The organism is Streptomyces sp. P5F9, assembly GCF_057961495.1.
Window position 1 is genome coordinate 1 of the sequence record NZ_JBXVPZ010000282.1, and the last position, 12,796, is coordinate 12,796.

17 protein-coding genes are annotated in these 12,796 nt (G+C 70.2%); 12 read left to right on the forward strand and 5 right to left on the reverse strand.

The window, feature by feature from the left end; translation table 11 throughout:
* The 5 genes from AC31A1_RS33790 to AC31A1_RS33810 all read left to right on the forward strand — a co-directional run.
* Window positions 1-811, forward strand: an 811-nt coding sequence (locus tag AC31A1_RS33790; RefSeq protein ID WP_489656962.1) for a helix-turn-helix transcriptional regulator, incomplete at its 5' end; no start/stop codon positions are given.
* A 78-nt stretch (window positions 812-889) separates the two neighbouring features.
* Window positions 890-1,411 (forward strand): DUF4240 domain-containing protein, encoded by a 522-nt coding sequence (locus AC31A1_RS33795; protein WP_489656977.1) that lies wholly within the window; start codon window positions 890-892, stop codon window positions 1,409-1,411.
* A 13-nt stretch (window positions 1,412-1,424) separates the two neighbouring features.
* Entirely contained in the window at window positions 1,425-2,021 is a 597-nt protein-coding gene (locus AC31A1_RS33800) for a carboxymuconolactone decarboxylase family protein (protein WP_489656963.1), read from the forward strand.
* 197 nt (window positions 2,022-2,218) lie between these two features.
* On the forward strand, window positions 2,219-2,923 hold the full coding sequence (locus tag AC31A1_RS33805) for a DUF4232 domain-containing protein (protein ID WP_489656964.1): 705 nt from the start codon (window positions 2,219-2,221) through the stop codon (window positions 2,921-2,923).
* Between the two features lie 83 nt (window positions 2,924-3,006).
* Window positions 3,007-3,486 carry a hypothetical protein gene (locus AC31A1_RS33810; RefSeq protein WP_489656965.1) on the forward strand — a complete coding sequence of 160 codons (480 nt, stop codon included), beginning with the start codon at window positions 3,007-3,009 and terminating at the stop codon, window positions 3,484-3,486.
* 13 nt (window positions 3,487-3,499) lie between these two features.
* Here the strand turns inward: AC31A1_RS33810 and AC31A1_RS33815 are convergent, their stop codons facing one another.
* A complete protein-coding gene (locus tag AC31A1_RS33815) occupies window positions 3,500-3,730 on the reverse strand; it encodes a hypothetical protein (protein WP_019065394.1) in 231 nt (76 codons plus the stop codon).
* Window positions 3,731-3,790: 60 nt separating this feature from the next.
* Between AC31A1_RS33815 and AC31A1_RS33820 the strand changes: the two genes are divergently transcribed.
* The gene (locus tag AC31A1_RS33820; protein ID WP_489656966.1) at window positions 3,791-3,961 is read left to right on the forward strand and encodes a hypothetical protein; all 171 of its coding nucleotides are present in this window, start codon (window positions 3,791-3,793) and stop codon (window positions 3,959-3,961) included.
* 207 nt (window positions 3,962-4,168) lie between these two features.
* The gene (locus tag AC31A1_RS33825) at window positions 4,169-5,587 is read left to right on the forward strand and encodes an ATP-binding protein (protein WP_489656967.1); all 1,419 of its coding nucleotides are present in this window, start codon (window positions 4,169-4,171) and stop codon (window positions 5,585-5,587) included.
* 1 nt (window position 5,588) lies between these two features.
* Here the strand turns inward: AC31A1_RS33825 and AC31A1_RS33830 are convergent, their stop codons facing one another.
* The gene (locus AC31A1_RS33830; RefSeq protein WP_489656968.1) at window positions 5,589-5,840 is read right to left on the reverse strand and encodes a DUF397 domain-containing protein; all 252 of its coding nucleotides are present in this window, start codon (window positions 5,838-5,840) and stop codon (window positions 5,589-5,591) included.
* Window positions 5,837-6,619: a helix-turn-helix domain-containing protein gene (locus AC31A1_RS33835; RefSeq protein WP_489656969.1), complete on the reverse strand. Its 783-nt coding sequence runs from the start codon at window positions 6,617-6,619 to the stop codon at window positions 5,837-5,839. The genes AC31A1_RS33830 and AC31A1_RS33835 overlap by 4 nt, the downstream gene beginning before the upstream one ends.
* A 113-nt stretch (window positions 6,620-6,732) precedes the next feature.
* On the opposite strand from AC31A1_RS33835, the gene AC31A1_RS33840 reads away from it, so the two are divergent.
* Both AC31A1_RS33840 and AC31A1_RS33845 read left to right on the forward strand, forming a co-directional pair.
* On the forward strand, window positions 6,733-7,140 hold the full coding sequence (locus AC31A1_RS33840; protein WP_489656970.1) for an ATP-binding protein: 408 nt from the start codon (window positions 6,733-6,735) through the stop codon (window positions 7,138-7,140).
* Window positions 7,141-7,195: 55 nt separating this feature from the next.
* Window positions 7,196-8,326 (forward strand): lipid II:glycine glycyltransferase FemX, encoded by a 1,131-nt coding sequence (locus tag AC31A1_RS33845; protein ID WP_489656971.1) that lies wholly within the window; start codon window positions 7,196-7,198, stop codon window positions 8,324-8,326.
* A gap of 164 nt (window positions 8,327-8,490) precedes the next feature.
* On the opposite strand, the gene AC31A1_RS33850 is transcribed toward AC31A1_RS33845, so the two are convergent.
* Window positions 8,491-9,306 carry a peptidoglycan recognition protein family protein gene (locus AC31A1_RS33850; RefSeq protein WP_489656972.1) on the reverse strand — a complete coding sequence of 272 codons (816 nt, stop codon included), beginning with the start codon at window positions 9,304-9,306 and terminating at the stop codon, window positions 8,491-8,493.
* 188 nt (window positions 9,307-9,494) lie between these two features.
* On the opposite strand from AC31A1_RS33850, the gene AC31A1_RS33855 reads away from it, so the two are divergent.
* Window positions 9,495-10,679, forward strand: coding sequence for a MarP family serine protease (locus AC31A1_RS33855; RefSeq protein ID WP_489656973.1), 1,185 nt, complete (start codon window positions 9,495-9,497; stop codon window positions 10,677-10,679).
* 57 nt (window positions 10,680-10,736) lie between these two features.
* Here the strand turns inward: AC31A1_RS33855 and AC31A1_RS33860 are convergent, their stop codons facing one another.
* A complete protein-coding gene (locus tag AC31A1_RS33860) occupies window positions 10,737-11,225 on the reverse strand; it encodes a GNAT family N-acetyltransferase (RefSeq protein ID WP_489656974.1) in 489 nt (162 codons plus the stop codon).
* 73 nt (window positions 11,226-11,298) lie between these two features.
* Here AC31A1_RS33860 and AC31A1_RS33865 point away from each other — a divergent pair, with 73 nt between their 5' ends.
* Window positions 11,299-12,195 carry a TIGR01777 family oxidoreductase gene (locus AC31A1_RS33865; protein ID WP_489656975.1) on the forward strand — a complete coding sequence of 299 codons (897 nt, stop codon included), beginning with the start codon at window positions 11,299-11,301 and terminating at the stop codon, window positions 12,193-12,195.
* A gap of 200 nt (window positions 12,196-12,395) precedes the next feature.
* Window positions 12,396-12,796 (forward strand): NAD(P)-binding protein (locus AC31A1_RS33870; RefSeq protein ID WP_489656976.1); only part of this gene is annotated, 401 nt, incomplete at its 3' end.

The following is a 12,796-nucleotide window of genomic DNA, read 5'->3' on the forward strand; positions in this document are numbered from 1 at the left end:
GTACCGGCTCGTCGGCGGGTACCGGACCCGGCTCACCGGGCTGGCCCGCAGCGAGGCCGAGGCGCTGTTCCTGAGCGGGGTCCCGGGGGCGTTGCGCGAGATGGGGTTGGAGGATGCCGCGTCGGCCGCCCGGCTGAAGGTGTCCGCGGCGCTGATGCCCTCCCTGTCGGATGCCTCGCGCGCGGCGGCCCAGCGGTTCCACCTCGACGCCCCCGGCTGGTTCACGGAGCCCAGGACACCCGAACTGCTCCCCGCCGTAGCGGACGCGGTGTGGGACGACCGGAGGCTGCTCGCGCGGTACCGGCGCGGGGACTCCGACGTCGAACGGGAACTGGAGCCGTACGGACTCGTCCTCAAGGCGGGGGTCTGGTACCTGTGCGCGCGGGTCACCGCCGACCTCGATTCCTTCCGGGTGTACCGCATCGACCGGTTCACGGCGGTGGAGCCGTGTTCCGAGCGTTTCGTACGGGACCCGGATTTCGACCTTCCGGCGTTCTGGGAGGAACGGGCGGAGCAGTTCGCGCGGTCGATCCTGCGGGCCGAGGTGGTGGTACGGCTGTCGCCGGACGGCGCGCGGAGACTGCCGTACGCCGTCGATCCGGCCGCCGCGCGGGAGGCGCTGAAGGCCGCGGGCGCGCCGGAGGGCGGCGACGGGTGGGTGACGGTGACCCTGCCGGTCGAGTCCGAGGAGGTGGCCCACAGCCAGCTCGCCGGGCTCGGCCCGGACGTGGAGGTGCTGGCCCCGGAGAGTCTGCGGGCGCGCTTCACGAACGACGCGCTACGGCTGGCCGCGCTGTATCGCCGCCCATAACGATCTGCCCCGCTCCAGGTGACAATCCGCTGCACTCCACGTGCGCACCACCCCTCCAGGCCCGATGCTTGACCCGTGATGGACGAGACGGAGTTCTGGGAGTTGGTGGACGCCACCCGCGAGGCCGCCGAGGGCGACCCCGAGGAGCAGGCCGACCTGCTCGTCGACCGGCTTCTGCTGCTGGACCCGGAGCTGGTCCTGGACTTCGCCCGGCATTTCGAGGCTCGTTACAACCGCGCGTACACCTGGGATCTGTGGGGTGCCGCGTGGATCCTGCTGGGCGGGGCGAGCGACGACGCGTTCGACTACTTCCGGTGCTGGCTGATCGGTCAGGGCCGTGAGGTGTACGAGGGTGCCGTGCACGACCCCGACTCGCTGGCCGACCTCATCGACGACTTCGACGAGGAGATCGACGGCGACGGCGAGGAACTGGGGTACGCGGCGGACGAGGCGTACGAGCAGCTGACCGGTGCCGTCGCCCCCGACCTGGGGATTCCACCGGCGCCGGCCGAGCCGCTCGGGGCGCCGCTCAACCTGGAGAGCGAGGCCGTGCTCGCGGAACGTTTCCCGAAGCTGCGGGAGAGGTTCCGGCAGGACTGACGGGGGTACGGCGATGGGTGCCGACCCCTCGACCGAGTCGGTGGGCTCGATCGACCGGATCCCGAATCCCAGTGAGGTCACCGTGGCTCGAATACCGTACCCGGAGCGTTCCGCCGAGGCCGTGGACGCGCTTCCCACCCCGTTGAACGCGTTCCGCATGCTCTCGCACGCCCCGGATCTGACGGGTCCGGCGATCGATCTGGGCATGGCCGTGCTCGGGTCGTCGATACCGGTGCGGTTGCGCGAGCTGGTGGTGATCTCGGTGGCGGCGCACACGGACTGCGCCTACGGGATCGTCCAGCACCGCCCGATCGCGCTCCACGCGGGGGTCACCGTCGACCAGTTGGCGGCGGTCGTCGAACTCCGGCGCGAGGAGGGCGAGTTCGACGAGGTCGAGTCGGTGATGCTGACGGCGACGGAGGAGCTGCTGGCCCAACACACGCTCACGGATGCCACGTTGGGCACCCTGCGCAAGCATCTGACCGACCGTCAGGTGGTCGAGCTGATCACGACGGTCGGGTACTACACGATGCTGGCCGGCCTCCTGAACGGGCTTGGGGTGGACATCGATCCGGCGGGCGAGCAGTACCTGGGGCTGGGCCGTCGTTAGGACGTGTCCCGCTTCCCCCATTTCATCCGGTTCCCCCGCTCTCCCGTAACGGCGTGTCGACTCACCTGTCACAGGGGCGTCTTGATGCAACCTCGCCCGCAACGCCCGCCCTGCTACGGATCTCCTATGAAGCGACAACACCAACACCCGCTCCGCGCCGACGAGTTGGGTAACGACACCGCTTCCCAGGAGCACCGATGCGCGTCAAGAAGATGTCCGCCCTCGCTCTCGTCGTCGCCGCTGCCGGCCTCTCGCTCAGTGCGTGCAACGGCAGCGACGGATCGAGCGCTTCCGCCAACACCAGCGCGTCCAGCACCGCGAGCGGCTCCACCGGCGGCCAGGGCTCGACCTCGGACACCTCCCCGTCCGGCTCCTCCACCAGTGTCCCGGGCTCGACCTCGGGTTCCTCCTCGTCCGGCTCCTCCAGCGGCTCCGGCAAGGGCGGCGAGCCCACTACCCAGCCGCAGGCCGCTACGTCGGTCTCCAGGTGCAAGACCGACAACCTCGCGTTCAGCGCCGCCGCCACAGGGGTCAAGGACCAGATAGTCGTCAACCTGAAGAACAACGGTGCCGGCAAGTGCAGCATGCACGGCTTCCCGGGCGTCCAGCTCATCGGCCCCGACGGCCTGGGCGACACCGGGCCCGACGCCGCTCGCACCGACGTCTCGGGGTCCACCGTCACCATCGGGGCCGGCGAGGAGACACGCTTCCTGCTGCACTTCATCCCGGACACCAGCGGCTCCGGCAAGACCTACACGCGGCTCTCCGTCACCCCGCCCGACGAGAAGGTCTCGGAGGTCGTGAATCTCAACGATCTGGCCTTCACCATCTCCGCCTCCAGCGGCAACGCGCCCGACGTCTACGTCGACCCGGTCGGCTACCACGTCGGCTACGGCAAGTGAGCCCAGCAGCGTCCTGAGTCGCTCAACGATCCCTCCCACCTGCGCCCGGCGGTTCGCCGCCCGCAGCCACCCCCGGAGTGGTCATGTTTCCGATCGTTCGCACGCGCTCGATGATTCTGCTCGGTGCCGCCACCATCGTCGTGGGGGTCGCCGCCTTGGGCGGCACCCTCCTATTGGTCGGGAAAGACACCGAGGGCAAGCAGCTCAACGACCCGGACCCGCAAGCCGTCAGCGAGGTCGCCGTCTGCTCGGACGTGAAGGTCCACGCCTGGGTCACGATGAACGTCGGGACCGTCGCCAAGCCCGACGACAAGTTCGTCGACTACGACGTCGACGCCACCCGCCACGACCACGACCCCTTCGGCCGCACCCTGGCCAAGGGCTGCAACAGCGCCGCCGGAGCCTTCGGGTCCCGGGTGCGGTTCAAGGCACCCGGCCTGAACAAGGACCGCCCGCTCTATGTGACGACCCCGGCCGACCGCCAACACGTCCTGGTCCTCCGCCTCACCCAGCACGCGGACGGCACGGTCACCAGCACCCAGGAACTGGTCACCGCCCGCTGACGGCCGCGGCTGCCTACGCGGCGGTACGGCGGCGGGTCGAGTCCGTCGAGATGTAGGCCTGCGTCTGGTCGGCCCGTACGGCGTGGTGCATCGGGGCCGCGTTGGCCTGGTCGAGCGCGGAGGCCGTGACGGCGGCCGGGCCGAGGATCACGGTGGCGACCGCGCAGACGACCGCCCAGGGGCCGCGGGCGGACTTGGCCCAACCGGCCGACTTCTCCGTGGTGTTGGTGTGACTGCTGTTCATTTTCCCCACCTCCAGTCAGTGCGTGTGCATGACGATAGGGAGCTTGCCTCGGGGAACTCGGTGAGTTGCCTGCGAGAAACCTGTGAGCGCCGGTCGGGGCCGGTCTACGCGAGCACGACGAGTTCCAGGCACGGGCTCGCCACCGTCGAGATCCGGACCACCGACGAGCCGCTCTACCGCGCGTTCTTCACGGAACTGGCCCACCTGTCCGACCGCCCGATCGCCTCATGACACACCTCTGACAACGCGGCCCTCACCAACGCGATCCCGTTGAGTGACACGGGAGTTGGAGCCGGTGCCGAAGGTGGTGCCGGGCCCAGTCCCGCGCAGCGGCGGCGGGGAGCGCACGGCGTGGGTCAGGAAGTTCGCGGACACGGCTAACGCAGCTCCTGCGTTACTAACATTGATGTCAGTAACTTCAATGTTAGGTTCAGCGCTATGGGCAACTTCGTAGGCCGGGCACGCGAGCTCGAAACCCTGGACCGTGAGCTGGGCAAGGTGGCCGCCGGGGTCGGTGGCGAGCGGCCGGGGCGGTGCGTCATGCTGCGGGGGCGCCGTCGCGTGGGCAAGTCCCGGCTGGTCGAGCGCTTCGCCGAGCGGTCCGGTGCGCCGTTCCTCTTCTACGCCGCCACGGGAGCGTCGCCGCACGTCGATCTTGAGCGCTTCGCCCAGGACGCGCAGTCCTCGAATCTGCCCCTCGCCGGCCTGCTCGCCTCGGCCCGCCCCGCGGACTGGGACGCCGCCCTCGACGTACTGGCGGCGGCTCTGCCGCACGACCGGCCCAGCGTGGTGGTCATGGACGAGGTGCCGTATCTGATGGACCCGGAAGGCGCGTTCGAGGGCACGCTGCAACGGGCCTGGGACAGGGTGCTGGAGACCAAGCCGGTTCTGCTGATCCTCATCGGCTCCGACCTGTCGATGATGGAGGCGTTGAACAGCTACGGCCGTCCGTTCCACCAGCGAGGCCGGGAGATGGTGCTGGGGCCGCTCAATCCGGCGGAGGTGGGCGCGATGCTGGGCCTGGACGCGGCCGAGGCGTTCGACGCGGCCCTCGTCACCGGCGGGCTGCCCCTGATCTGCGCGGAATGGCCGCACGGCGCCGGGCTGTGGGACTTCCTGTCGGCAGCCCTCAGCGATCCCGTCTCGGCACTCCTGGTCTCGGCGGAGCGTTCGCTGGCCGCCGAGTTTCCCCAGCAGGTGCAGGCGCGCGCCGTCCTCTCGGCGATCGGCAGCGGCGAGCGGACCTTCACCAACATCGCCCGCGCGGCCGGCGGGATCGGTGCGACCCCTCTCAACCGGTCGCTCGGGATCCTCACGGACAAGAGGGTGATCGCGGCCGAACTCCCCCTCTCCACACGCCCCTCGAAGGACCGTCGTTACCGGGTCGCCGACCCTTATCTCCGCTTCTGGCTGCAGCTGCTCGGCCCCGCGATGGAGGAGATCGAGCGGGGCAGGGGTGACCTGACGCTGCGACGCGTCCGGGACAACTGGACCAGTTGGCGGGGCCGGGCCGTCGAGCCCCTGGTACGCGAGGCGCTGGCCCGCCTGCTGCCGGACGGAGACCTTCCGGCAGCGCCCGCCATCGGCTCGTACTGGACCCGTACCAACGACGTCGAGATCGACATCGTCGGAGCCGACCGGGCGCCCATCGCCAAGGAGTTGCTCTTCGTCGGCTCGGTGAAGTGGCTGGAGAACTCCCCGTTCGACCGCCACGACCTCGCTGCGCTGCATCACCATCGAGCCGCCCTTACGCACGACCCGGTCCCGGTGATCGCGGTGTCCCGCAGCGGAACGGACTGCACGGGACTCGACGCGGCCTACGGCCCGGCCGACCTCCTCACGGCGTGGCCCTCCTGAGTCACACCTCGACGGCGAAGCCCACGAACGCGGTCCACTCGCCCAGCGAAAACGCCAGCGTGGGACCGGACTTGGCTTTTGAGTCACGGATGTGGACCGTGGGGTGGGCTGGTTCCAGGGCGACTTCGAGGCAATCACCGCCCGCGTCACCGCTGTACGACGACTTACGCCATTCCAGGGCGACTTCGAGGCACTGCCCGCCGGCATCCCCGCTGTAGCTGGACTTGAACCACGTCAGATCTGCGGTGCTCATAGTTCACCCACCAACCCCTCGATCAGCTTCGCGGATTCCCCCGGCGGGAGCGCCTGGGACCGGATCATGCCAAACCGCTGGAACATCGCGCTGACTTCTTCGCGATCTTCGATCACCAGACCCCCGGCCTGACCTTCAACGTAGCCGACCCATGCCCGCTTGGGAGTCTCCAGCAGTGTCCACGCGCCGTTGAACCCGGCGTGCGCCTCAACATCCGTCGGCATCACCTGAATCGAGATGTTCCGCTTCTCACCGAGTTCCAGCAACCGCTCCAACTGCCCCTTGAGGACCGCCCGTCCACCGATCGGCCGCCTCAACACCCACTCCTCGATTACCAGCGCCAGCGACACGGGCGGCACGCGGGTGAGCAGCGACTGGCGTGCCAACCGGGCCTGCACACGGTGCTCGATCGTCTCGTCGTCCAGCACCGGCACTCGCGCGCTCAGCACGGCCCGCGCGTAATCCTCCGTCTGCACAAGCCCCTTGATGACATGGGTGTCGTACGACCAAAGGCTGATCGCCTCCGCCTCCCGCTCCACATAGTCGTCGAACCACGACGGATACCGCCGCCGCTCCAGATGCTCCGCCGCCGCATCGATAGCCACCCGCGCATGCAGGAACTCCCCCGCCTTCGCGATGAACTGCGCGCTCGGCATCCGCTCGCCCCGCTCCACCATCGCCACCTGCGACGCCGAGTACCCCACATGCGCCCCGAACTGCTCCCGCGAACTCCCCTGCGCCTCCCGCAGCGCACGCGAGACCGCCCCGAACATCTTCATGCTCGAAGACCCCTCGACACCGTCCTGCACAGCCAACCCCCTTGCCCGCACACTCCCTTGTGTGCCTCCGAAAGTCCTGTTCAGGCTAGCCACATATAACCCACCGTGAGGGCATGCACACGCAATCGCCCCCTGAAGTGGTGCTCCAACTCCTCGCGGAACCAGAGGGGTTCGCCGCCGCGCGCAAGACCGTCCGGGAGCAGCTCAGCGCCTGGGGGTATCCCGAACTAGCCGACGCCGCGACGCTCTGCGTCACGGAGATGCTCGCCAACGTCCACCGCCACGTGAAGTCCCCGGAGTGCGAACTACGGCTCCGCACGCTCCCGGAAGGCGGGGTTCGGGTGGCCGTCGCCGACCGTTCGCCGGAACTGCCCGTCTGGTACACCGAACCCGACTGGGATACGGAGAGCGGACGGGGCATCTTCCTGATCGCGTCCGTGGCGAGCCAGTGGGGGGTCACGCCCAGGCAAGGCCGACGCGGCAAGCAGGTGTGGGCGGAGTTCACAGCCGTGAAGTCTTGACCCGCCCGGTGAGCCCCGGCTTACGGTGGCCGCCGCCGAACAGGAGCGCGCGCCCATGACCAGCCCGTACGTGAAGGGGATCACCCGCGAGGAACACCTCGCCCATCTCCGGCTGCACCCGGACGCGAGCCATCTCCAGATCCCCGAGTGGGCCGGCGTGAAGCCCGACTGGACGGCGGAGAGCGTCGGTTGGTTCGAGGGGGAGGCGATGACCGCCGTAGCGCTCGTGCTGTACCGGGCGTTCCCCGGTACCGGTCGCTTCCTCGCCTACCTTCCGGACGGCCCCGCGATCGACTGGCACAGCCAGCGCCCGGAACGGTACCTGGACCCGCTGATCGCGCACCTGGAGAAGGAGGGCGCGTTCTCGGTCCGCATCGGCCCGCCGCTCGTCGTACGGCGCTGGGACGCGGCCACCGTCGCGGCGGGCGTCGCCGACCCCTCCGTACGGCATCTGCGTGACCTGCCCACGGACGGCATCGACGGGTACGCACTGGACGCGGCGGAACGGCTGAGGCGGCTGGGGTGGCGCCGGTGCAAGGAGGAGGACGGCAGCGGTTTCGGCCTCGGCCAGCCGCGTTACGGCTGCCAGATCCCCTTGGCCGGGCGGTCGGTGAACGAACTGCGCGCCGCACTCTCCCCCCACTGGTTGCAGTCACTGCAGACGGCAGAAGGCGGCGGCGTCGGGGTCTTCTGGGGTTCGGCCGACGACCTGCCCGCGTTCCACCGCCTGTACCGGGCCACGGCGGAACGCGACGGCTTCAAGCCCCGCCCCCTGGACTATTTCCGCCGCATGTGGCAGGCCTTGAACGCCGAGGAGCCCGACCGCCTCCGCGTCTACCTCGCCGAGTACGACGACGAGGTCCTGTCCTCCGCCCTGATGATCAGCACCGGCCCCCGCGTCTGGCACTCCTACCCCGCGTCCGGCCGCCGGGGCCGCGAACTCCGCCCCAGCAGCCTCCTGTTGTGGCGCATGCTCTGCGAGGCCCTGGACTCCGGCGCGGACACCTACGACCTCCGCTCCATCACCCCGTCCCTGATCGCCGACGACCGCCTGGTAGGCCGCCTCCTCTTCAAAACCGGCGCAGGCGGCCAAGCAGTGGAGTACCTGGGCGAATGGGAACGCCCGGTGGGAAGCCAGGGCAAGGTCCTGCAACGGGCGTTGAGCGTCTACCTGGCCCGCAGATAGAAACGCCCTGTAGGAGCACCCCCTAGGGGCGCGGGGCTGTGTCGATTTGCGGCTCCGCCGCGCGGGCGCGACCAGCCCCCACCGACCCGCACCCGACATCCAACGCAGCGGGGTCCGGGGGCGCAGCCCCCGGGGATGGGACGGGTAGGGGCGGCGGGGGCGATTCAACGCCCCTGCAACCGCGCAGCCACCTCCCGCACGTCCGGGAGGCGAGCCAACAGCGCCGCTCCCGGGCAACTCGTCATGTAGCCATCCTTGTGCCCCGCCAACGCGGGAAGCATCGCCGTCGTACCGCTGGCATACCGACTGAGGCTGTTACTGGACACCAGGCGCACCTTCACACGCGGATCGACATCAGCGAGCCCCAACTTCCAGGCGGCCAACGCGGCGATCGCGTCGGTCATCGCCTTCGGCACAGTCATCCCCGCCGTGAACGTCCCGATCGCCGCGATCCCCGCGGTCCGGTGATTGAACCCCTGCGTGTGCGCACCGGTCACGGCCCGGTCGACACCCCCCGCCCGCCCCTCGTAGATCGTCCCGCAGTGATCGACGAGGAAGTTGTACCCGATGTCGTCCCAGTCCCGGACCCCGGTCTGCCCGGCGTACAGGTAACGGATGATACGAGGCGCGTCCGCGCAGTCGTACCCGTTCGGCGAGTCCGTGTGGTGGACGAAGACGGCGACGACCTTGTCGTCGTAGCGCGGCGGCGGCTGCGCGTGCCGGGAGAGCGCGTCCAGCCAGGCCGAGCGCGGCACGATGTGCGGCTTGGGCGCGGTGTGCCCGGCCGCCGCGGGCCGGGCCGCGACGGGTGGCCGTACGGCGGCGGTCGTGGCCCTGCGCCCGATGCCGTTCGCGCACAGGGCGAGCACCAGGACGGCGGCGAGACCGGGCAGACAGGCCAGCAGAACGACCGCCGCGCGGGGTATTCGTACCCGTAGCCGTCGTCTTCGTGCACCCGGCGTTCTTCTCAGGACACGCATGGTCACACTCTCGGCCGGAAACACTCAGTCCGCGATGTGTGCTGTGCCACCCGGTGGAACCATCGTCCTGGTCCGGCACGTTTCTGGGGGTACACGCACGCGTGGTCGCTTCCCTGGGACCACGCGCGCGTGACTGATCAACGGGCCCGTTCCTCGCGTACTAAGGGTTCCGAGAGAAAGGCGGCTCCGTGGACCTGCTCGACCTGCTGTTGTTGCTGGTGATCCTCGCCTACGCGGCGTCCGGTTACCGGCGCGGCCTCGTCGCCGGATGTGTGTCGCTCGCCGGGTTCGTGGGCGGTGCGGTCATCGGTGTGTGGGTGCTGCCGTGGGTGATGGACCTGGTGACTCCGGGGACGACGGCGGCGACGGTGACCGCCGTGCTCACCGTGCTGACCCCGGCGGTGGTCGGGCACGAACTGGCGGGGCGGCTCGCCCTGAAGCTGCGCAAGGAGCTGGACCAGGGGCCGCTGCGGGTGGCCGACGGGATCGGCGGGGCCGCGGCGAACTCGGTGGCGGTGATGATCGTCGCGTGGGTGGCCGCGAGCGTGCTGGGCGCGTCCTCGTCCGCGACGGTCACGACGGCGATCCAGGACTCGACGCTGCTGGGCAGCGTGCAGAAGCTGATGCCGGACACGACACCGACGTGGTTCTCGCGGGCCACCTCCGCGCTCACCGAGGCGGGCTTCCCGCAGGTCTTCAACCCGTTCGAGAACGAGTCGACGGCCGAGGTCGCCAAGCCCACCGGCGACAGCGTCACGGCCGCCGCGACGAACGCCTCCAAGCGGAGCACCGTCAAGATCGAGGGCTCCTCGGGCACCCAGGGCCGCGAGGGCAGCGGCTTCGTGTACGCCCCGCAGCACGTGATGACCAACGCGCATGTGGTGGCCGGCATCGACAACCCGGCCGTCCGCATCGGCGGGGTCGGGCGGTCGTACGAGGCACGGGTGGTCCTCTTCGACCCGCAGAAGGACGTCGCCGTGCTGTACGTGCCGGGGCTGTCCGCGCCCGTGCTGAGCTTCGACACCAGCGCTGAGCGCGGCGACTCGGCCGTGGTCGCCGGCTATCCCCAGGACGGCGACCTGAACCTCCAGGCCGCGACCGTCGCCAACCGCGTGAACGCGACCGGCCAGAACATCTACAACGACGGGACGGTCACCCGCGAGATCTACTCGATCCGCTCCACGGTCCGCCCCGGCAACTCCGGCGGCCCCCTTCTGACCACCGGCGGCAAGGTCTACGGCGTCGTCTTCGCCCGCTCCACCTCGGACAACGAGACGGGGTACGTCCTGACGGCCGACGAGGTCTCCGGGGACGCGCAACGGGCGGCGACCGCGACGGCCCAGGTGGACACGGGCGACCTGGTCACGTCGTAAATCAAGTCCTACGTAGTCGTAAATCAACTCCTACGTAGTCGAAGATCAAGCCCTGCGTCAGAGGGCGCGGCCCATGAGGACGTCGTCGACGTACTTCCCGTCGAGCAGGAACTCCTCGGGCAGCACGCCCTCGACGGCGAAGCCCTCGGCCTCGTAGAGCTTCCGGGCCGGGGTGTTGTGCCCGAGCACGCGGAGGGTGATCCGCCGGGCGCCCTGCCGCCTGGCCTCGGTCATGGCGGCCCCGATCAGCGCCCGGCCGACCCCGTGCCCGCGCGCCTCGCCGGCGACGGCGAGCCCCTGGATCTGCCGGACGTGCGCGTTGCAGGCGAGCGAGGTGGCGGGAACCAGCCGGATGTAGCCGACGATCCGGCGGTCGAGTTCGGCGACCAGAAACTCGCCCGGCGCGTGCCGTTCGTCGAAGAAGGGGCGGTACGGCGGCTGCGGCCGGGGCGTGACCGCGTGCAGGCTGGACCAGGTGGCGCGGTCCAGCGCGCCGAGTTCCTCGTCGTCGTCGGGCAGGGCTGCGCGTATGTTCGGCTCGGACATGTGGGCCAGGGTACGGCGGGTGCGGCGCGGTCCTCATGGGGGTTTTATGGATCAACGAGGCAGGATGGGCGCCATGGAACGCTCGCGAATCGCGGTGACCGGCGCCTCCGGTCTCATCGGCAGCGCACTGGTCCGGTCCCTGACCGCGGACGGGCACGAGGTGGTGCGCCTGGTGCGGCGCGCCGCCCGGGGCGCGGACGAGGTGTGCTGGGACCCCGAGGGGCAGTACGTGGACGCGGCCGGGCTCGACGGGTGCGACGCGGTGGTCAACCTCGCCGGTGCGGGGGTCGGCGACCACCGCTGGACGGACGCCTACAAGAAGACCGTCCGCGACAGCCGCGTGCTCGGCACGGCGGCCCTCGCGGAGGCCGTGGCCGCACTGGACCGGCCGCCGCGGGTGTGGGTGAACGGCAGCGCGATCGGCTTCTACGGAGACACCGGCGACCGTGCCGTGGACGAATCGGCGCCTCCTGGGGACGGCTTTCTGCCCTCACTGTGCGTGGAGTGGGAGGAGGCGACGGCGCCCGTGCAGGAGGCGGGCGTACGGACCGTGTTCGCGCGGACCGGGCTGGTCGTGGCGCGTGAGGGCGGGGCGTGGGCCAAGTTGTTCCCCCTCTACAAGGCGGGACTCGGCGGGCGGTTCGGCAACGGTCGGCAGTACTGGTCGTTCGTCGCGCTGCACGACGAGGTGGCGGCGATCCGGCATCTCATCGACACGGACGGGCTGTCAGGACCCTTCAACCTCACCGCGCCGAACCCGCTGACGAACCGTGAGATCTCTGCGGCCATGGGGCGTGTGATGCGCCGCCCGTCCCTCTTCACCGTGCCGGCGCCCGCGCTGAAGCTGGTGCTGGGCGAGATGTCGGGGGATGTGCTGGGGAGTCAACGGGTGCTGCCGAAGCGGCTGTTGGAGTCGGGGTTCACGTTCGCGTTCCCGGAGATCGAGGGGGCGATCCGGGCGGCGCTGTGAACGTCTGAGACCTCGGGGCAACTGATGGTTCCCGATGATGACGCTCGGCGACCGTATGCGACCGCCGTGCGACCGTGCCCTGCGTATGCGCGACTGCCCTTGACCGATCACGGCCCTAACCTCGACCCGAACTCGGGTATCCCTGGAGGCTGTTGGGGGCATGACGACTCCACCGGCCGCGCAACCTCTAGGAGGGGCACGTGCTTGAGCCCGCGTACCAGGCGGACGTCGTCGTCGTGGGAGCCGGGGTCGCCGGACTCGCCGCGGCGCATCGGCTGATCAGCGCAGGAGTAACGACCGTAGTCCTGGAGGCCGCCCCTTACGTGGGGGGCCGTATGTCGACCGAGAAGGTCGACGGGTTCCGGCTCGACCGGATCGGACAGTTCTTGTCCACCTCGTACCCCGAACTACGCCTGACCCCGGGCCTCGACGCACTGGTGCTGCGCCCCTTCGCGCCGGGGGTCCTCCTCCACAGCGACGGCCGCCACCACCACGCGGGCGCCCCGGCGCCCGGAGGGAGCGCATGGGGCGCATTCCACGCGGTACGCGCCCTGGCGAGCGCCCCTCGGACGGGGGCGGTACGGCGGGGCTCCCTGTGGGG